Origin of the sequence: Acinetobacter sp. YH12086 (assembly GCF_013419345.1) — a bacterium.
Lineage (GTDB): Bacteria > Pseudomonadota > Gammaproteobacteria > Pseudomonadales > Moraxellaceae > Acinetobacter > Acinetobacter amyesii.
Genome location: NZ_VPAF01000013.1, coordinates 69,675 through 89,516, shown reverse-complemented (window position 1 = coordinate 89,516; position 19,842 = coordinate 69,675). Strand labels below are relative to the sequence as shown.

General features: G+C 39.5%; 15 protein-coding genes and 2 pseudogenes. 11 read left to right on the top strand and 6 right to left on the bottom strand.

Annotated features, from left to right (window positions below):
* Nucleotides 1-419: 419 nt before the first annotated feature.
* The gene (locus FTU29_RS13360) at nt 420-935 is read left to right on the top strand and encodes a pyridoxamine 5'-phosphate oxidase family protein (protein WP_180093583.1); all 516 of its coding nucleotides are present in this window, start codon (nt 420-422) and stop codon (nt 933-935) included.
* Nucleotides 936-1,097: 162 nt separating this feature from the next.
* Here FTU29_RS13360 and FTU29_RS13355 read toward each other — a convergent pair whose 3' ends face one another.
* The 3 genes from FTU29_RS13355 to FTU29_RS13345 form a co-directional block, all read right to left on the bottom strand.
* The gene (locus tag FTU29_RS13355) at nt 1,098-2,741 is read right to left on the bottom strand and encodes an AMP-binding protein (protein ID WP_180122338.1); all 1,644 of its coding nucleotides are present in this window, start codon (nt 2,739-2,741) and stop codon (nt 1,098-1,100) included.
* A 310-nt stretch (nt 2,742-3,051) separates the two neighbouring features.
* Nucleotides 3,052-4,188, bottom strand: a complete 1,137-nt coding sequence (locus FTU29_RS13350; RefSeq protein WP_180023514.1) for an acyl-CoA dehydrogenase family protein — start codon at nt 4,186-4,188, stop codon at nt 3,052-3,054.
* A 318-nt stretch (nt 4,189-4,506) separates the two neighbouring features.
* The gene (locus FTU29_RS13345; protein WP_180115140.1) at nt 4,507-5,277 is read right to left on the bottom strand and encodes a 3-hydroxyacyl-CoA dehydrogenase; all 771 of its coding nucleotides are present in this window, start codon (nt 5,275-5,277) and stop codon (nt 4,507-4,509) included.
* A gap of 141 nt (nt 5,278-5,418) precedes the next feature.
* Here FTU29_RS13345 and FTU29_RS13340 point away from each other — a divergent pair, with 141 nt between their 5' ends.
* From FTU29_RS13340 to FTU29_RS13325, 4 genes and pseudogenes are all read left to right on the top strand, one after another.
* On the top strand, nt 5,419-6,453 hold the full coding sequence (locus FTU29_RS13340) for an AraC family transcriptional regulator (RefSeq protein WP_180122336.1): 1,035 nt from the start codon (nt 5,419-5,421) through the stop codon (nt 6,451-6,453).
* Between the two features lie 199 nt (nt 6,454-6,652).
* Nucleotides 6,653-7,006, top strand: a complete 354-nt coding sequence (locus tag FTU29_RS13335) for a hypothetical protein (protein WP_168377729.1) — start codon at nt 6,653-6,655, stop codon at nt 7,004-7,006.
* A 314-nt stretch (nt 7,007-7,320) separates the two neighbouring features.
* Nucleotides 7,321-8,290 (top strand): annotated as a pseudogene (locus FTU29_RS13330) (aliphatic sulfonate ABC transporter substrate-binding protein).
* Between the two features lie 124 nt (nt 8,291-8,414).
* Nucleotides 8,415-9,122 (top strand): annotated as a pseudogene (locus FTU29_RS13325) (ABC transporter permease); the annotation flags it as partial.
* A 115-nt stretch (nt 9,123-9,237) separates the two neighbouring features.
* Here FTU29_RS13325 and prmC read toward each other — a convergent pair.
* Entirely contained in the window at nt 9,238-10,056 is an 819-nt protein-coding gene (gene prmC, locus FTU29_RS13320) for a peptide chain release factor N(5)-glutamine methyltransferase (RefSeq protein ID WP_180122332.1), read from the bottom strand.
* A complete protein-coding gene (gene prfA / locus FTU29_RS13315; RefSeq protein WP_180122330.1) occupies nt 10,056-11,144 on the bottom strand; it encodes a peptide chain release factor 1 in 1,089 nt (362 codons plus the stop codon). Before prfA ends, prmC begins: the two co-directional genes overlap by 1 nt.
* 368 nt (nt 11,145-11,512) lie before the next feature.
* Between prfA and FTU29_RS13310 the strand changes: the two genes are divergently transcribed.
* The 5 genes from FTU29_RS13310 (at nt 11,513) to FTU29_RS13290 (ending at nt 15,487) form a co-directional block, all read left to right on the top strand.
* Nucleotides 11,513-11,941: a glycine zipper domain-containing protein gene (locus FTU29_RS13310; protein WP_078188571.1), complete on the top strand. Its 429-nt coding sequence runs from the start codon at nt 11,513-11,515 to the stop codon at nt 11,939-11,941.
* Between the two features lie 289 nt (nt 11,942-12,230).
* Nucleotides 12,231-12,758 carry a hypothetical protein gene (locus tag FTU29_RS13305; protein ID WP_111884284.1) on the top strand — a complete coding sequence of 176 codons (528 nt, stop codon included), beginning with the start codon at nt 12,231-12,233 and terminating at the stop codon, nt 12,756-12,758.
* A 178-nt stretch (nt 12,759-12,936) separates the two neighbouring features.
* Nucleotides 12,937-13,944, top strand: coding sequence for an LLM class flavin-dependent oxidoreductase (locus tag FTU29_RS13300; RefSeq protein ID WP_180122328.1), 1,008 nt, complete (start codon nt 12,937-12,939; stop codon nt 13,942-13,944).
* A 233-nt stretch (nt 13,945-14,177) separates the two neighbouring features.
* On the top strand, nt 14,178-14,654 hold the full coding sequence (yiaA, locus tag FTU29_RS13295; RefSeq protein ID WP_180010362.1) for an inner membrane protein YiaA: 477 nt from the start codon (nt 14,178-14,180) through the stop codon (nt 14,652-14,654).
* Nucleotides 14,655-14,914: 260 nt separating this feature from the next.
* Nucleotides 14,915-15,487, top strand: coding sequence for a flavoprotein (locus tag FTU29_RS13290; RefSeq protein WP_180122326.1), 573 nt, complete (start codon nt 14,915-14,917; stop codon nt 15,485-15,487).
* 983 nt (nt 15,488-16,470) lie between these two features.
* Here the strand turns inward: FTU29_RS13290 and FTU29_RS13285 are convergent.
* Complete coding sequence (locus FTU29_RS13285) at nt 16,471-17,307, bottom strand: pyruvate, water dikinase regulatory protein (protein ID WP_180122324.1); 837 nt, start codon at nt 17,305-17,307, stop codon at nt 16,471-16,473.
* A gap of 153 nt (nt 17,308-17,460) precedes the next feature.
* Between FTU29_RS13285 and ppsA the strand changes: the two genes are divergently transcribed.
* Entirely contained in the window at nt 17,461-19,839 is a 2,379-nt protein-coding gene (gene ppsA, locus FTU29_RS13280; RefSeq protein ID WP_180116739.1) for a phosphoenolpyruvate synthase, read from the top strand.
* The last annotated feature ends 3 nt before the right edge of the window (nt 19,840-19,842 follow it).

Sequence of the window (19,842 nt, the reverse complement as noted above, 5' to 3'; positions counted from 1 at the left end):
TGTTTCAGAAAGCTTCTTTGAATCGATATATTTCATCCGCAGATTATGCATGAATATTTAAAATTCTTCGGTACAAATAATCAGCAAGAGACTGTTCGTTTTTTGATTTATGAAAGAGGCTTAATATAGTTATATTTTTAAACATATTTAGTTGTACTAGAGCTGCTTACATTAAATTCATTTTAATGATTCTTTTCTACCTTAGCTTCAAAAAATAAAACTTAATTCAAGACATTTTAAGCGTTTATGTATGCAAAGAGATTTAATCCGTAGGTATATGTATGAATTCAGTGAGAATTAAATTGCTGACATAATATGTTCGATAAACTTATGAGCTAACACACATTATTCAAATACTTTGTGCTCAGTCATATTTACCCCTTTACCCCCAAGTGATTACTTAAAAGTGGAGAATAAAAATGTCACAAGAATACGTTGAACAAGATCAGCGACAAAAATTATGGAAACTCATTAAAGACGTGCGTTTCACCATGATTAGCCATGTCACTGACAAGCAAGAAATTCATTCTCAACCTATGACCATGCTTAATTCTGATAAAATGAATGAGCATGAAAATATCTATTTTCTTATGAAAGAAAACAATGACCTTGTAGAGGCAGTCAATGCAGGTCGTAATCATCTTGGATTAGCATTCGCTAAACCTTCAGACGATATTTATGTATCAATTAGTGCTCATGGAGAAATCAGTACAGATGCGGCCCTAATCGATAAATTATGGAATCCTTGGGCTGAAAACTGGTTCGATGGCAAGACTGATCCTACTGTTCGCGTTTTGATAGCTAATGCTATTAGTGCAGAATTCTGGAATGTCAAAGACAATAAAGTCACCCATTTATTCAAAGTTTTGAAGGGCAATTTAACGGGTAAAACTCAAGAACTTGATACTGAACATAATACCCTGAACTTAGAATAAATGATTTTATTGATTCGAATTAATGCTTTAATTTTAGGTTAATTTGGATTGTCCCATAGTTAGTCAAGTGCATATATGATCTCGAATGAATGGTTTCACCAGCTCAAACATCAATTTAAAAAAGGCTGCATCAAGCAGCCTTTTTTGCGTATATAAATTGACTCAACTGACCTTTTGAATTAATTGCGCTTTGGCCACTTCTTGTTGCTTTAACAAGTTACGTTGGATTTTTCCACTCGATGTTTTAGGCAACCCATCTACAAATTCAATTTCTTTTGGATAAGCATGCTTGGATAAACGAGATCGTACATAGGCTTGTAGTTTATCCATGAGTTCTGAACTTGCTTGATATTGTGGTTTCAATACCACAAAAGCTTTAACCAATTCAGTTCGCTCAGGATCAGGCTTACCGACAACTGCCGATTCTAAAACCTCTTCACACTCTAATAATGTGCTTTCCACATCGAAAGGTCCTACACGATAGCCTGACGTTGTAATGACATCGTCTGCACGACCAACAAAATCAATGCCGCCTTCTTCGTTTAAACGAACGGTATCACCGGTTAAATAGTAGTTCCCGACAAAGGCTTTACGGTTATTGCCACCATAGCCTGTAAACCACATGAGTGGAGATTGCGACCAATCTAATGCCAATGTTCCAATGCCACCGCGTTCAATTTCTTGATAGTCTTTATTAAGCACCGCGAAACGATGACCCGGTATAGCAAAACCGGCTGAACCCACTTTTTTGTAGTGTTCTAAAGCATGATGATTTGCAATCACCATTCCAAGTTCCGTTTGTCCATATTGGTCATAAATATTGACGTTTAAGTCGTGATTAAACCATTGAATCACTTCAGGCGTTAGCGGCTCACCTGCGCTACTCACAACCCGTAAATGTGATTTTATGGATGCGTCAAATTTTTCTTTGAAGCCAAAGAACATACGAAAAGCCGTTGGAGAACCGGTCAAATTACTGACTTTATATTTTTTGATGACTTGAAGTGCATGATCAACACTAAAAGCCCGTTCATCCATAATAATGCTGTGTCCTAAACTTAATGGCCCTGCAATTCCATAGTACAAACCATAAGCCCAACCCGGATCTGCCAAATTCCAAAATGAATCTTCATCACGCAAATCAACCGCATGTGTCATATACCCTTTAAATGCCAATAACGCTTTGTGGGGCACAGGTACAGACTTGGCTAAACCGGTCGTTCCCGATGTAAACATCATTAAAAATTCATCGTCAAATGAACGGGGAACTGAGTTAAATGTGGCGTCATGCAATTGCAACTCTGACCAAAAGTCAGGATCTGTTTGAATTGCTTGATCGGCATGTACGTTTAAAATATGCGGTAAATCAATGTGATTAAGTTTTGATCGTTGCTCAGTGTTGGTTACAATCAGCTTTGTTCCCGCAGTTTGCACCCGATGCTCAATCGCTTTGGACTCAAATGCCGTAAACAAAGGCTGATAAATTGCCCCTATACGCCATGTTGCCAAAATAGTAATCAATAACTCTGCAGTACGGGGTAATAGACCTGCAATGCAATCACCTGCTTTTAGCCCAATGCGCTGATAATAATTCGCCAATTGTGCAGAAGCTAAATCTAATTGCTCAAAAGTCCATTGTTCAGATTCACCATTTTTACCTTCCCAGATCAGTGCAGTTCGATTTTGCCCAACATAGCGCCCACAACATTCATCATAAGCATTGATTGAACTTGGCGTACCGACCAATTGTTCTGCAACCATTTTTTCAAAATTAAAATCACGATATGCTTGTTCTAGTGTCTTCATGACGACAATTCCTATCCTGTTCTCTATGATTCAAAGTGCAAGACTTTGAGGTTTATTGATCTTGTTGTTGTACCGCTGCGTACTAGTGACGATTCCTTTGCCACATCCGCTTTTACTGCTTTTCTATACACCGATTGCAATGTCGGTTTTTTAGTTTTGAAACTTATACTCTTCGACAATCTATTCGTAAATTACCTATTCTTAGACTGTCTATACCTAGATAACCATGTTTGGATGTGCCCTGCAATTTCCATAACCATCAACGCCATTGCAGGGTTTGAACATCGACTAAAGTCTATTTTTTAACCTTTCACCCTTTGGTGACTTCACGTGCAATCACCAGCCGCTGAATGTCCGATGCACCTTCATAGATTTGACTGACACGCACATCACGATAAATTCGTTCTACTGGGAAATCAGATACATAACCATAGCCCCCATGGATCTGAATCGCATCTGAACACACCCGTTCAGCCATCGTCGATGCAAAAAGTTTCGCCATCGAGGCTTCTTTTAAACATGGAAAACCTGCATCTTTTAACGTCGCTGCATGGAAAATCAATTGGCGAGCCGCTTCAATTTGGGTAGCCATATCCGCGAGGCGAAATGCCACGGCCTGATGCTGTACAATCTCTACGCCGAATGCCTTGCGTTCATTGGCATATTCAACGGCTGCATCTAATGCTGCTCGTGCCATACCCACAGACTGCGCTGCAATACCAATTCGACCTGACTCTAGGTTTGATAAGGCAATTTTATAGCCTTCACCCTCTTGGCCTAAAAGACTATCCGCAGGAATACGACAGTCATCTAAAACAATCGTTGCTGTATCGGAACAATGCTGACCCATTTTGTCTTCTAATCGCGATACGATATAACCCGGTGCATCCGTCGGTACTAAAAAGCACGAAATCCCTTTTTTACCTGCAGACTTATCCGTTACCGCAAAAACCAAGGCTACTTGGGCATGTTTTCCTGTGGTAATAAATTGCTTGGTGCCATTTAACACCCACTCATCACCATCACGCTCCGCTTTACATTCCAATGCGCTCGCATCTGAACCCACTTGTGGTTCTGTTAGGCAAAAACAACCTAACCATTCGCCAGTGGCTAATTTTTTTAAGTATTTTTCTTTTTGTGCTTCTGTACCATAACGCTGCGTAATGCCACATGGCAGTGAATTTTGTACGCTAACAATTGTGGAAATCGCACCATCGCCCGCAGCAATTTCTTCTAAGGCAACAACCAAAGACACATAGTCTAAACCTGCACCACCCCATTCATCCGAAACCGTCATGCCTAAAGCACCTAGCTCACCCAGTTCCTTAAGTTCTTGTGCAGGAAATGACGCCGTTTTGTCACGCTCTGCAGCCGTCGGTTTCAGTTTTTCTTGCGAATAGCTTCGCATCATGTCCTGAACCATTTTTTGTTCATCATTTAAAATCATGAGACTTCCTTTTCTAAATCTTTTATAGCGCGTATAGCTTTAAATTTTGGATAACTGCGGAATTAAAAATACTTTGGCTGTATAAAACAAAGTTGGATACACGCCGACGTCATTTGCAACTGTCTGAGGCAGGACGCCATTAATCTTTAATGTTTCTGTAACCTGTAAATCAATAAATATTTGATGACGAGTTTTGCAAATGACAATGGTTTTGGTTACTTTTGCCGAAACAAAAGTAACGAGATGAGCTACTGTCAACAAAGTTATTCTCGATCAGACTCCTTCGTAGAAGCCTGAATAAGCAGTTTTAATAAATAACTATTTAGGCTGCATACGGATCGCGCCATCAAGACGTATCACTTCGCCATTGAGATAAGCATTTTCAAAAATATGCGTCACTAATTTTGCAAACTCTTGTGGTTTTGCTAAACGTGGAGGAAAAGGCACCATTTGCCCCAAAGCATCTTGTACATTTTGTGCTAAGCCTTTGAGCATCGGCGTTTCCATAATACCCGGAGCAATGGTCATCACACGGATTGATTCACGTGCAAGCTCACGTGCAAGAGGTAATGTCATTGCAACCACTGCCCCTTTTGATGCTGCATAAGCCGACTGACCAATTTGACCATCAAAAGCCGCAACCGATGCCGTATTCACAATCACGCCACGCTCTTCTTCACCTGCTTTTAATTCATATTTAGCAATCAGTTGTGCCGCATAGCGCAGCATATTGAATGTACCTGAAACATTAATATTTAATACTTTTTGGAACATCGCTAAATCATGTAATCCATCACGACCTAAAACTTTTGCAGAGGGTGCAATACCTGCACAGTTCACTAAGCCATTAAGTTGACCAAATTCTGCTTCAACTTGTGCAAAGAAAGCGCCGACCGCTTGTTCATCGGTAACATCCAATTGAACAAATTTAGCATGATCACCCAGTTGATGTTGCATCGCTTCGCCATGCTCATGATTCATATCCACAATAATCACTTTTGCGCCCAGGCCAATCAGATGTGTTGCTGTCGCAGCGCCTAGTCCTGATGCACCACCTGTCACAACAAAAACTTTTCCTTTAATGTCCATAGCATTTCCCTATTTACGATATCTTGTTTTAAATTCGACTTAAGATGCAGAGTAAACAGAGAATTTATTCAGTACAATTTCCAAATGTTGCATCTTTTCTGATGTATTTGGACAATTCTGAACAAGGACCTATCCGCACATATGCCGAAGCATGGACTCGAATACAGTAAAGGGACGATTTCTATCGACTTGGTGCATGAAGCATTACACGATGCGCAAAAAAAGCACTTTGATATTTCTGCTATTTTACAAAAGTCTGGTATACCCTCAGAGTTACTGCTATCAAGTAAGACCAGAGTTTCCGTTTCACAATATGCGGCTTTATGGACTCATCTTGCAGATGTGATGGATGATGAATTTTTTGGCATGGATCGGCATGCCATGCGACGTGGTAGTTTTAAGCTACTGTCGAAAATGGTCATGCATAACAGTACCTTGGGTGATGCACTCAAGCAAATCTTACAATTTTTAAATCTGGTTTTAGATGACTTGCATAGTGATTTAACTATTGAAGATCACTTTGCTTATATCGTGATCTATGACCAACATGCGCCTAAACGCATGTTCAGCTATGCCACATATTTAATGCTTATCCATACGCTACTGTGCTGGCTAAGTGGACAACGGATTTTATTAAACCAAATCCAATTAAAATGTGATGCACCTATTGATGATCACGACTACAAAGTTCGCTTCTGTGAAAATATTCATTACCAAGCCAGTCAAAACTACATACAGCTCGATGCCAGTTATTTAAGTCTACCAATCAAGCAAGACACACGTTCGTGGTATCAATTCTTACAACAAACACCTGAAAACCTTTTGGTACGCTTTAAAAACCCGTATGCGCTCAGCAGCCAAATTCGTAAACAACTGTTAGACGTTCCTCCTGCCGAATGGTTAGAGTTTTATGAGTTGGCGGTCAAAATGAATATGTCGGAAGCCACGATGCATCGCCGTCTTAAAAGTGAAGGTGTGAGTTATCAACAACTCAAAAATGATATCCGACGTGATACTGCAATCGATTTTTTAACCCATACCGATAAAAGTTTGCAAGATATCAGTGAAGAACTGAATTTTCATGATCCGAGTGCTTTCCATCGGGCTTTTAAAAAATGGACAGGCGTCAGTCCTGGTGCATATCGACAAAATAATGCGCCTGAATTCAAGGCCTAAAATTTGATATTCGCTATTTATAAATTGAATATTCATCTAATTGATAGAAAATCAATAACTTAAAAATATTCAATAAATAGACTGACCATTCATCCTTGAACGATTGCTACTTTAGTCTAATTAGGTTATTTTTCACTCAATTTAAAGCACTTTGCTTATTTTTTTCTAATTCTCCTGCATCTCCTTGAAAGGCTTTCCTATGCTTAAGATGATTGATGTTCTTGAACAACAACTTGTTCAAAACTTTTCAGATTCTCTTTTCACTCAGATTGACGCAATTGATGAACTGTTTCACGAACAGCTTAAAACTGTTGCAGATATCGATTTGCAAAATTTGATTTCACAATTTTTTAGCACTGAAAATGCAGTTGAAGTTGCTCATGCACTGGATATCCAAGCAGATGACATTGAAGCAATTCAAGCAGGTGCAAATCCAAAAGATGAAAATTTAGTCAATGCAACTGCAAAAATTATTGCTTACTGTCTTGCAGTAGAAACATCAGCTTTAGAACAAGTTGAAGTTTCCGATAGCTTACAAGACTACCCAATGTAAGTATTGATCACATATAAAAAGCAGCGAAAGCTGCTTTTTTATTGGAAAGATTATGTTACGTCTATAATTCACTATAATTTTTGAATATTCTTTACACTAAAATATCTAAGCATTTTTCATGCAAGTTTACACATTAATTTATATAACGAAATTTCATCACAATTAAATCCAATAAAGTATTTTAAATCAAATACCTATATTTGATTTATACGCTTATCTCGATTTCTATTATTCTTAGCATTTATTCTGTTTTGTTTCTGAAATATTTCCGTCGTATCTATGTGCTCATAATTCAACACTTGATTGTGAACGATATGACTTCCCTATTTAAAAGCTCAAAACTAATTTTTTCTACGCTGACATTCAGCCTATTCAGTAGCTCTATCTTTGCTGCTATTCCTTCGACACTTAAACTGGATTATGCCTACTATGCACCGACCAGTTTAGTGGTGAAGGAACAAAAACTCTTAGAAAAAACATTACCCAAAACACAAATTAAATGGGTCTTTAGCCAAGGTAGTAATCGCTCACTCGAATATCTCAATAGTGGCAGTGTGGATTTTGCCTCAACGGCAGGACTTGCAGCCGTTTTGAGTCGTGCCAATGGCAGTCCGATTAAAACTGTATACATCCAGTCACAGCCTGAATGGACGGCATTGCTTGTGGCAAAAAACTCTCCGATTAAAAGTCTGAAAGACCTCAAAGGCAAAAAAATTGCAGCGACCAAAGGAACCGATCCATTCATGTTTACTTTGCAGTCTTTGGAAACAGTCGGCCTCAATAAACGTGATGTGCAATTGGTACATTTACAACATCCTGATGGAAAAACAGCTTTAGAACGTGGTCAAGTCGATGCATGGGCGGGATTAGATCCACTCATGGCATCGGCACAGGTACAATCAGGCGCGCGGTTTGCTTTATCGAAATGTGGGTTTTAACAGCTATAGCGTTTTAAGTACCAAACAACAATTTAGCCAGCAAAGTCCTGAAGCCGTTGAAGCTGTGATTAAAGCCTATGAACAAGCACGACAATGGGCCAAAGCCAATCCAAATAAATTAGCCGAATTATTGGCACGTGAGTCCAAGCTTCCATTGGCTGTTGCCAAGCTGCAGTTAAGTCGTACCAACTTTGAGCAAAATATCCCAACAGCTAAACACATTGCGGCCTTAAAGAAATCTGGCACGATTTTGACTGAGAAAGATTTAGTTCGTAAAGGTACCAATGTCAATCAAGTGATTGATCAACTTTTTGATGCACGTTATGCGAAAAAGGTTGTGAAATAACATGTCATCATCACTGACTCAACCCAAAATCGATACAGCGGTTTCGACCGCTTCCGATTCATCAAACCATATAAAACCCAAGTTGATCTTGATTTAAAAAGGTCTTGCTCTACCTGTGGTTTTATTGCTGCTATGTGAAATCTTGGTCAAAAATAGTGTTATCGAACCGTATCTACTCCCTGCTCCGAGTAGCCTTTGGCAGTCATTTATAGAGTTATCTGAAGGTGAACTTTGGCAGCATATCTGGACCAGTACTTGGCGGGTATTTTTAGGCTTTTTTATTGGTAGCGGACTTGCTCTGATTTTTGCACTCTTAGTCGGTTTGAACAAACAAGCCGAAGCATTTTTGGAACCTACATTTTCAGCAATTAAATCTATCCCCAGTTTGGCATGGATTCCCTTACTGCTCTTATGGTTAGGTATTGATGAATCCTCAAAAATCACCCTCATTGCCATAGGTGCTTTTTTCCCGACCTATACCAATACCGTTGCAGCAATTCAAGGCGTAGACCGAAAACTCATTGAAGTTGCTCAAGTTTATCGTTTGAAATATTTGAGGCAGATTCGTGAAATTATTTTACCTGCAGCATCGCCGGGTATACTTACAGGCTTACGCAATAGTTTAAGTTTGGCATGGATGTTTATGATTGCAGCAGAGCTGATTGCAGCCACGCAAGGTATTGGCTATTTGCTCAGTGATGGTCGTGAAACTTCACGTCCAGATATCGTGATTATTGCCATTATTCTATTAGCGCTCTTAGGGAAAATCACCGATAGCCTGATGAAATATCTAGAACAACATCTACTGCGTTGGCAAGATGTGGTGAAGTAAACCTATTTTCTACACTTGCAAATGCAAGCATACAAATGCTCACATATGCATTGAAAAACAAAAAAATAAAGCGCATTCAATGCGCTTTATTTTTGACTATTTCTCTAACACCAAATCAGTGTTGCCACTGGCCTAAACTGACACGGTCATTGCCACCATAATCTTTTACAGTCCGAACATTTCGATACCCAGCTTGTAAGAACAAATGTCTGACTGCTTCCCCTTGGTCATAACCATGTTCGAGCACCACCCAACCATTCACGGTTAAATGTTTTTTGGCTTGAAGAATGATTTGTTCAAGATCTGCAAGCCCATGATTATCTGCAACCAAAGCACGTTCAGGCTCTGTCGCCAAATCCTTCATGTGTACATCATCAGCATCGATATACGGCGGATTTGACACAATTACATCAAAGAAAGCACGTCCAAAAGGTTTTAACCAAGAACCTAAGACAAACTGCACATGTTCAAGATCATGCTTTTTGGCATTAAATTCAGCAACTTCCAATGTAGGTTCATAAATATCCGAAGCCACAATTGACCAATCTGGACGTTCACTGGCTAATGACAATGCTACTGCACCAGTTCCTGTTCCTAAATCGACCACACGAGCATCTTCAGGAAGTTCTAAACGCAGTACAGTTTCAACAAGTACTTCCGTATCAGGACGTGGCACCAAAGTATCTTTAGTCACTTTTAAGTCTAGCGTCCAAAATGGCTGAGAACCTGTGACATATGCCAAAGGCTCACCTGCTGCAATACGTGCAAGTGATGCGACATATTGTTGTTCTTGCTCAGCTGTTAATTCTTGATCCTTTTTCATGATTAAATCAAAAGAATCAATCTTGGTGATATGCTCTAACAACCACGCATTTTCCTGACGTTCATAACTCTCAGGTTCACCACGATAGGCCAAAGCCTGTGCAATATTCATTAGCCACCATTCTGCTGTGCTAATAACGCCAACTGATCGGCTTGATATTCACGATGCAAACTATCTAGCAATTCAGTCAAATCACCTTCCATCACTGCATCCAACTTATACAGTGTTAGGTTAATACGATGATCAGTCATACGACCTTGTGGATAGTTATAGGTACGAATACGCTCAGAACGGTCACCAGAACCCACCAAGTCACGACGCATTTCAGACGTCGCGGCATCTGCCGCTGCGCGTTTGGCATTTTCTAAACGAGAAACCAACAGCGCCATCGCTTTGGCTTTGTTTTTATGCTGTGAACGTTCGTCCTGACATTCTACAACTGTACCCGTTGGAATATGGGTAATACGTACAGCAGAGTCAGTTTTGTTAATGTGCTGACCACCCGCACCAGATGCACGATAGGTATCAATACGTAATTCTGAAGGATTAATTTCAACACTGGTGTCTACATCAATTTCCGGCAAAATCGCAACAGTACATGCCGAAGTATGAACACGACCTTGTGACTCTGTTGCAGGAACACGCTGTACACGATGTGCACCACTTTCAAATTTCAAACGACCATATACGCCTTCACCATTGATGAGGCAAATCACTTCTTTATAACCGCCATGTTCTCCGTCATTTTCAGACAGCACTTCAATACGCCAACCTTGTGATTCAGCATATTTACTGTACATTCGATACAAGTCACCCGAGAAAATTGCAGCTTCATCACCACCTGTTCCGGCACGAATTTCTAAATAAGCAGAGTTCGCATCATTCGGATCTTTTGGAATCATCAGAATGTTTAAGTCTGCTTCAAGCTGACCGATCAAAGCTTTATTTTCTTTGATTTCCTCAACGGCCATCTCTTTAAAATCTGGATCCATCATCATTACTTCAGCAGTCTCAATATCTTCTTCAGCTTGACGGTATTTTTTCCAAACTTCAGTGATTTCAGATAAATCACTATGCTCACGTGACAACTGACGGAAACGTTTGTTGTCTGAAATGACTTCTACATCTGCGAGTAATGCATTTAATTCTTCGTGACGGTCAGAGAGCTGATCTAATCGTAAACGTAACGATTCTTTCATTTTTCAAAAAATCTCAATACACAGGCTCTACCGCTAAACTTTCACGGATATGCCAAAATTCAAAATAATGGGGCTAGTGTACCGATAATGGGTCTGAAATGACATATATATTGTTTTTTGGCCTATCAATGACCCGAAATAAGAAAGTGTGAAATTCATCACTCCTACCTTTCTCCACAAAGTCGTACAGATTTTCTGCATTCGACCATTTTTTTCACAATATTAATAAAACTTATACAAACTAGACACTCAAATCACCAAATAAAGAGAAAGCTCTCCATATTTATAGCGAATAGTTTTGTTACATTTACTGCCATCGAAATGATTATGAAAAAGTCCTCGCGTTTATGAAGGACATGGAGTGAACTATGAAACTGAATACTCTTTTAATGACAGCCACTCTAGCAACTGCTTCTATGTTCACTGTGTCTGCAAATGCAGATAGTACAACACGCGTTGCTGCAGCTAGTGCATTAGGTAGTGTTGCAGGTACTGCAATTGGTAAAAACATGGGCGGTAATACCGGCGCTACAATTGGTGCCGCTCTTGGTGGTGCTGGTGGTGCTGCAGTAGCAAGTAATAAACGTAACCGTACAGAATCTGCTATCGGCGGTGCTTTAGGTGGTGGTACAGGTTATACCGTTGGTAAAAGCATGGGCGGTACAAACGGTGGTTACATCGGCTCTGCACTAGGTGCTGCTGGTGGTGCTGCTCTAGGTAATAAAATCTCTAAAGACAAAGCTTACGACAAACAGCAAGAACGTAAATACAAAAAACGTTACCGTCGTCGTCACTAATTCAAAATTAGTGAGTCCTTATTGAATAGTGAAAATAGCACCTTCGGGTGCTTTTTTTATGTATCGCCTTTTTTCAAATGATAAGTACAACTTTATTTATTGCTCCTGATAAATATTTAGATTTGCCTTCCCTCCAACCAAGTCATCAATCATGTAGAAATAAAGTGCAAAATTTACATTGCAGCAACGGAACACGTATTTTATTTCACATCATGCTCCAAATATTCGCTATGTGTTTTCATATATTGATATCAACAGATAAACATCATGCTTCGTAAGGAGTTTAAAAATGAAAATTAATAAAATTCTATTCAGTGCAGCAATTGCCGCTTCAGCACTTACTATGACTGCAACACATGCAGGTAATAGCACCAATACTGCATTAACATCTGCTTTAGGTGGTGTTGTTGGTGCAGCAATCGGTAACCAAGTTGGCGGCCAAACTGGCGCAATGATTGGTTCAGCAATTGGTGGCGGTGCAGGTGCAGCAGCATCGGCAAACAAACGTGACCGTAATGGTGCCATCATCGGTGGTGCACTTGGTGGCGCGGGTGGTTATACCGTAGGTAAAAACATGGGCGGCACAAACGGTGGTTATATCGGTGCTGCACTTGGTTCAGCTGGTGGTTCTGCACTAGGTAAAAAAGTGTCTGAAGACCGTCGCTATGATGACCGTTATAATGGTCGTTATGATGATCGCTATGACCGTCGTTATAACAACCGTGGCTATCGTACCAATAATTATAGCTACCACGACCGAGGCTACCGTGGAGACAATGGTCGTCACTTAGGTTGGTACAAAAACGGTAAACGTTAATCGATATATTTCAATGGAAAAAAATCAGCACCTTCGGGTGCTTTTTTTGTATATAAAAAAAGTTTAGATATATCTAAAGTTGTCTTTTTACACCGCCCCACACCATATCGAATTTATTCGATATACATTCAGCTTTTTATATCGTATTATTTCGATATAAAGATCTCTGAGAGAAAACATGCGTACTCTAGCCGATACAAAATTTTCAATACTTGAACTCGCACCTGTTCGAGATGATAAAACCATCGAATTTTCACTCAAACATGCACTCCAGTTAGCACAGAAAGCAGAACAACTTGGCTATGAGCGTCTATGGTTAGCCGAACACCACAATATGGATGGCATCGCAAGTTCTGCAACTGCGGTTTTACTCGGTTATCTCTTAGCAAATACACAATCCATCAAGCTCGGTTCAGGCGGGATTATGTTGCCCAACCATGCACCTTTGGTTGTCGCTGAACAATTTGGCACGCTTGAAACGCTATATCCCGGCCGTATTGAACTCGGCTTAGGTCGTGCGCCGGGTACTGACCAAACCACCATGCGCGCTTTACGCCGTGGCCGTCAGGAAACCGAAGATCAATTTCCACAAGATGTCCTTGAGATTTTACAATACTTCAAAGCACCTGAGCCACAGCAGCGCATCATTGCTACACCGGGACAAAATACACATGTTCCTGTATGGCTTTTAGGTTCAAGTCTGTTCAGTGCACAACTCGCTGCACGTTTAGGTCTACCCTATTCATTTGCTTCACATTTCGCGCCACGCATGCTTGGACAAGCAATTCAGCTCTATCGTGAAAATTTCCAAGCATCCGAATATTTAGATCAACCTTATGTGTCTATGGGCGTACCAACGGTTGTTGCTGAAACAGATGAAGAAGCAGAATATCTAGCAACGAGTGCTTACCAACGGGTTTTAGGTTTAATGCGTGGTCAAAGTTTAAAACTCAAAGCTCCGGTCGACAGTATGCAAGGCTTATGGTCTGCTGCAGAAAAGCTGTCTGTTGATAATTTCTACGCTATGGGACAAGTCGGTTCAAATGCAACTGTTCGAACAGGTTTAGAAAACCTACTCACTAAATATGACGTTGATGAGTTTATTTTCACCTGCGACATTTACGATACCGATAAGCGCATTGAAAATTTCGAACGTTTAATGCAAATCAAAAATGATCTCGCTTAAGACTCTAAGCTTAATAATCTAATCCAAGCGTTTAATCCGTCTAAAGGCAGAATTGTGACTACATTTTTTGTGGTTCTTTAGACGGATAGCAGTCAACAGATAATATGGTTTCGGCTAACAACGACCAAACCTGTACTTAAAAACCATCATTGCCTCAACGAAATAATTGCTTTACTCATTTTTATTCCTGTATAAATATTAAACACAAGCAAAACAATGAGAAAAATAAGCAGATGAGCCAATATATTAATAAACCCACACCAGCATTTATCGCAGCAAGTTGGTGTGCCCTCATTTTAGGCGCTGTAGTGTTTTGCATAGGTTTATTCAATGCAAATATGATGCTGAATGAAAAAGGCTTTTATCTCATTTTATTGCTCTATGGATTATTTTCATCGGTTTCATTACAAAAAATCATTCGTGACCGTTTAGAAGGAATGCATGTCACTGCAATTTACTTTGGACTGTGCTGGGCATCCGTCATTATTTGCCTCGTACTTCTTGCCATTGGCCTATGGAATGCTGAACTGGCATTAAGTGAAAAAGGTTTTTACATGATGGCTTACTTAATGAGTTTGTTTGGCGCAGTTGCAGTACAAAAGAATATTCGTGATATGGACTATTTACGTACCCATACCGACCAACCCGAACTTAAGCATTCAACCCCGAGTCAGCTTGACTATAGCTCACAAGATGATGAACCACTTTAAAACTCACAAAATTTATAGATCTCAAAAGCCGTTCATGCAGGTCGCTCATTATTTCGACCTGCTTGAGCGAAAGATGAACTTCAACGCATAAAAAAATCAGTTCACTCCTAGAAATCTATAAATGACAAGGGCCAAGCAAATCAATTCTAGACAAATTGCATGACTCATCAGACTGAAAAAACGCTTTACCCCAACTGGCCCATCACAGAATATATTCCTATCTAAGACTCAACTAAAAAAAGAAAAGATAAGGAATAAATATGGCCAACAAGCAGGATGCAACCCACCATATTTTTAATAATCATGTAGACGATTTTGAACACTTTCGTGGAACGATCATCAGTTCAGAACAGATCAAAGATTATGATTTTAAGAATCAAAAAATCGCCATTATTGGGATAGATCAGCATGTGGTGTCTGAACTGCATCATCTATGTCAGGTTGCAGATAACATCATGGTCTATCAAATCAAACCGCAATTTGTATTACCACGCACCGAACGTCTACTGAATAAATTAATCCAGCACCCACTGATTGCAAAAAATCGACGTTTATTTAGCAATCGTATTAAGAGTATTTTGGCGATTCGTTTTTTAGAAGACCAAGTGCCGAACCATTGGTTAAGACATTTACTCAGTCCAAATACCGCAATTCAGAACAAAACCTTCCTAAAATCTGATCATTATTATGCAGCATTACAGCAGCCCAACTGCATCTTAAACACTTGGCCAATTGCGAAAATTCAGAATAATTCAATCACGGCTTTAGATGAACATACGTTTGAGTGTGATGTCATTGTTCGCAGTGAATCTAACCAATCCAAAGAAAAGTAATGACATTGCAATTATTTTCACATGACATCTATTAAATTTTTTGTGATTGATCAAAAATCACAATACCAAAAGCCATCTCTGGCGGCTTTTGGTAGCTCCCCTACTATATTGGATACTTCAATTCGATAAGGCTAAAAATTCTTATAAACTCATAAATGAAAAATAGCTTTATCAGCTCTATTGCATAAATCATGCATCAGCACTACACCTGCAGATAGAGCGAGTTTATAGAGGTGCGATTTTTTGAATAGTTATGATCAATTCTTCATGAAAACTTTATTTCAAACCAATAATTTTTTCAGTGCTTATTTTTTTTACACAGCTCTATTTACTCCTTAACTGTAAGTTGAAAAATTTATATTGATGCTTATGTTCAACCGATATTTACCTATATTGTTATCTATATTTAATAGGAAAATAACAGATTGAAATCCAGTTTAAATATCAATTTATATCGGGGTTTAGAGCCTGAATGTTATTAATTTGAATATTTTTCACTCACATCAATTAAATAAATGGTGCCATTTCTTTATATTTAGCACCCAAAAGCAACTGTTTGATTATTTTTTATTCTATTTTCTGCCTATTTTTTTAGCATTTAAATCAGTATTTTTGAAAAATTGATTAAATATTAAACCATATCAGCTAAATCTTGTATTTACACAACTCATATCAAGTGGATTATTCAGGCTTAATTCATAGATAAAAATACAGCAAAACACGGATTTTTATAAAAGATTTGTGCTGTCAATTTGGCCATATTTTATAAATTTTTAGGCAAAGAAATTTATCGAATTGGTACACAAATGAATGCAAAAATTGCTTAAAATTTAAGTCTAAATATTGAGGAAAATTTTCATCAATATCTTAAATATTTATCATTCATTAAAAGTATGACAAACCAGAAATTAATACTATTTTTATATAATTTATACGGTAATTTATTATTATCAGAAGAGCCACCAAAGTGGCTCAATTTACACTTAACCAATGCGACGCTTCAGTCCGGTCATTTGTAAAACACGTGTTGAAATTTCTTCAATCGACATTTCAGACACATTTAAGTATTTGATTCCTTCAGAAATATAAATACCTTCAATCGCACGTAGTTCCATTTGGCACTGACTAAAACTTGCATAACGACTATTGGCCTTACGCTCTGAACGAATTGCTACAAGGCGCTCTGCATCAATCATCAAGCCAAACAACTTATGTTTGTGCTCACGTAAAACTGTAGGTAAACGGTTGTCATCCAAATCTTCTTCTGTTAAAGGATAGTTCGCTACACGAATACCAAATTGCAAAGAGAGATAGATTGAAGTTGGTGTTTTACCCGAACGTGATACTCCAATTAAAATCAAATCGGCTTTATCATAATGACGAGTACGTGCCCCATCATCGTTATCTAAAGCAAAATGCACCGCATCAATACGTGCTTTATAAGACTCAGAATCTGTTACTGCATGGGTTTGACCGACTAAAGTCGTAGGAGCTGTACCCAACTCGTCCGACAATTTACTAATAAGCCCTTCAAAAACATCAAGATTTATCGCATTTGCAGTATTAATAATGTCACGTACATACGGGTCTACAAGGGTATCAAACACCAAAGGCTTTTGACCGTCTTGCTGCGCTCTAAGATTGATCTCTGCAACCACATTTGTAGCAGCTTCTTCAGAGGTAATATATGGAATAATATGAATGTCAAAATCTACATGAGGGAACTGGGCTAACAGTGAGTGTCCAAGGGTTTCTGCGGTAATCGCGGTACCATCCGAAACAAAGAAAACACTACGCTGAATCTGTTTACCTTCTGACATTAAAATTCTCCTCCAAAATTTGTCTTAGTGCTATATAATCTTTATAGTAAACCATCTTACATGACTGTCACTTAGTAAATTTAGAATGCTAAGTAATTTGTTATAATTTCATGCCAAGATAGTGATTAATACTGCAAAAGTGGAGTAACAACTTTGGAAGCGCGCGTAATTGGTCTAGAAAAATTAGGGAAACACGACGTAGAACTCGTGGGTGGTAAAAACTCATCATTAGGTGAAATGATCAGCCATCTAGCAAATGCTGGTGTATCTGTTCCTGGTGGTTTTGCTACTACAGCTCAAGCATATCGTGAATTCCTCGAGCAAAGTGGCCTAAACGCTAAAATTAACGCTGAACTTGCTGCACTCAATGTTGACGATGTAAATGCACTTGCTGAAACTGGTGCAAAAATCCGTCAATGGATTGTAGACACTCCGCTTACAGCTGAACTTGAAACAGAAATTCGTGAGGCTTTCACAGCTCTTTCAAACGGCAACCCTGATATTGCGGTTGCCGTTCGCTCATCTGCAACAGCAGAAGACTTACCAGATGCTTCATTTGCTGGCCAACAAGAAACTTTCTTGAACATCCGTGGTATCGACAACGTCCTTATTGCGATTAAAGAAGTATTTGCTTCACTTTATAACGACCGCGCAATTTCTTACCGTGTACACCAAAACTTCGCACATGACGTCGTTGCGTTATCTGCAGGTGTTCAACGCATGGTTCGCTCTGAAACAGGTGCAGCTGGTGTAATGTTTACACTAGATACAGAATCTGGTTTCCGCGACGCAGTTTTCATCACAGCTTCTTATGGCTTGGGTGAAATGGTTGTACAAGGTGCTGTAAACCCTGACGAATTCTATGTATCTAAACCACTTTTAAATGCAGGCAAACACGCTGTATTACGTCGTAACCTTGGTTCTAAACACCAAAAAATGATTTATGGTGAAGAAGGCGCTGCTGGTAAATCAGTGGTTGTTGTAGACGTTGAAAAAGCAGATCGTCAACAATTCGCTTTAAATGACCACGAACTTCAAGAACTTGCTAAACAAGCATTGATCATTGAAAACCATTACGGTTCAGCAATGGACATCGAATGGGCGAAAGATGGCGATGATGGCCAAATCTATATCGTTCAAGCACGTCCTGAAACTGTGAAGAGCCGCCAAAACGTGGGCACAATGGAACGCTACCTTCTTAAACAAAAAGGTAATGTAGTTTGTGAAGGCCGTTCAATCGGTCAACGTATTGGTTCTGGTCGCGTTCGTATTGTGACTTCAATCAAAGAAATGGACAAAGTTCAAGACGGCGATGTACTTGTATCTGACATGACTGACCCAGATTGGGAACCAGTAATGAAACGTGCAGCTGCAATTGTCACTAACCGTGGTGGCCGTACTTGTCACGCTGCGATTATTGCACGTGAGCTTGGTGTTCCTGCAATTGTAGGTTGTGGTAATGCGACTGAAGTATTGACTGACGGTCAAGAAGTGACTGTTTCTTGTGCTGAAGGTGACACAGGCTTTATTTACGAAGGTGCTTTGGACTTTGAAATCCAACGCAATTCTATCGAATCTATGCCTAAACTTCCGTTCAAAATTATGATGAACGTAGGTAACCCTGACCGCGCATTTGACTTTGCTCAAATTCCTAACGAAGGTGTTGGTCTTGCTCGTCTTGAGTTCATCATCAACCGTATGATCGGCGTACATCCTAAAGCATTGCTTAATATTGACAGCCTACCACGTGAAACTCGTGCTGCTGTAATGTCACGTACTGCGGGTTATGCATCTCCTATCGAATTCTATGTTGAAAAACTAGTTGAAGGTATTTCTACACTTGCTGCAGCGTTTGCTGACAAACCAGTGATTGTTCGTATGTCTGACTTTAAGTCAAACGAATATGCAAACTTAATCGGTGGTAAGTTATACGAACCTGAAGAAGAAAACCCAATGCTTGGCTTCCGTGGTGCAAGCCGCTATGTATCTGATAACTTCCGTGATTGCTTCGAACTTGAATGCCGCGCACTGAAAAAAGCACGTGACGAAATGGGCTTAACTAACATTCAAATCATGATTCCTTTCGTGCGTACTGTTGCTGAAGCGAAACGTGTTATTGAATTGTTAGCACTTAACGGCCTCAAACGTGGTGAAAATGGTCTTAAAGTGATCATGATGTGTGAACTTCCAACCAACGCATTGTTAGCTGAGCAATTCCTTGAACACTTCGACGGTTTCTCTATCGGTTCTAACGACTTGACTCAGTTAACACTGGGTCTAGACCGTGACTCTGGCATCGTTTCTCACCTATTTGATGAACGTGATCCAGCCGTTAAAGCACTTCTTTCTATGGCAATCCATGCTTGTCGTAAAGCTGGCAAATACGTAGGTATTTGTGGTCAAGGCCCTTCAGATCACCCTGACCTAGCTAAATGGTTAATGGAACAAGGCATTGAGTCTGTTTCGCTTAACCCAGACTCAGTATTAGACACTTGGTTCTTCCTTTCTGAAGAAAAAGCTCAACAAGCTTAATAA

Bases quoted from the DNA above. Each gene is read 5' to 3' on its own strand.
- prmC (WP_180122332.1), bottom strand. From the start codon at position 10,056: ATGAATATTGCACAGGCTTTGGCCTATCGTGGTGAACCTGAGAGTTAT.
- FTU29_RS13310 (WP_078188571.1), top strand. From the start codon at position 11,513: ATGAAACTGAATACTCTTTTAATGACAGCCACTCTAGCAACTGCTTCT.
- FTU29_RS13290 (WP_180122326.1), top strand. From the start codon at position 14,915: ATGGCCAACAAGCAGGATGCAACCCACCATATTTTTAATAATCATGTA.
- FTU29_RS13285 (WP_180122324.1), bottom strand. From the start codon at position 17,307: ATGTCAGAAGGTAAACAGATTCAGCGTAGTGTTTTCTTTGTTTCGGAT.
- FTU29_RS13340 (WP_180122336.1), top strand. From the start codon at position 5,419: ATGCCGAAGCATGGACTCGAATACAGTAAAGGGACGATTTCTATCGAC.
- FTU29_RS13305 (WP_111884284.1), top strand. From the start codon at position 12,231: ATGAAAATTAATAAAATTCTATTCAGTGCAGCAATTGCCGCTTCAGCA.
- FTU29_RS13360 (WP_180093583.1), top strand. From the start codon at position 420: ATGTCACAAGAATACGTTGAACAAGATCAGCGACAAAAATTATGGAAA.
- FTU29_RS13300 (WP_180122328.1), top strand. From the start codon at position 12,937: ATGCGTACTCTAGCCGATACAAAATTTTCAATACTTGAACTCGCACCT.
- FTU29_RS13350 (WP_180023514.1), bottom strand. From the start codon at position 4,188: ATGATTTTAAATGATGAACAAAAAATGGTTCAGGACATGATGCGAAGC.
- FTU29_RS13355 (WP_180122338.1), bottom strand. From the start codon at position 2,741: ATGAAGACACTAGAACAAGCATATCGTGATTTTAATTTTGAAAAAATG.
- FTU29_RS13335 (WP_168377729.1), top strand. From the start codon at position 6,653: ATGCTTAAGATGATTGATGTTCTTGAACAACAACTTGTTCAAAACTTT.
- FTU29_RS13345 (WP_180115140.1), bottom strand. From the start codon at position 5,277: ATGGACATTAAAGGAAAAGTTTTTGTTGTGACAGGTGGTGCATCAGGA.
- prfA (WP_180122330.1), bottom strand. From the start codon at position 11,144: ATGAAAGAATCGTTACGTTTACGATTAGATCAGCTCTCTGACCGTCAC.
- yiaA (WP_180010362.1), top strand. From the start codon at position 14,178: ATGAGCCAATATATTAATAAACCCACACCAGCATTTATCGCAGCAAGT.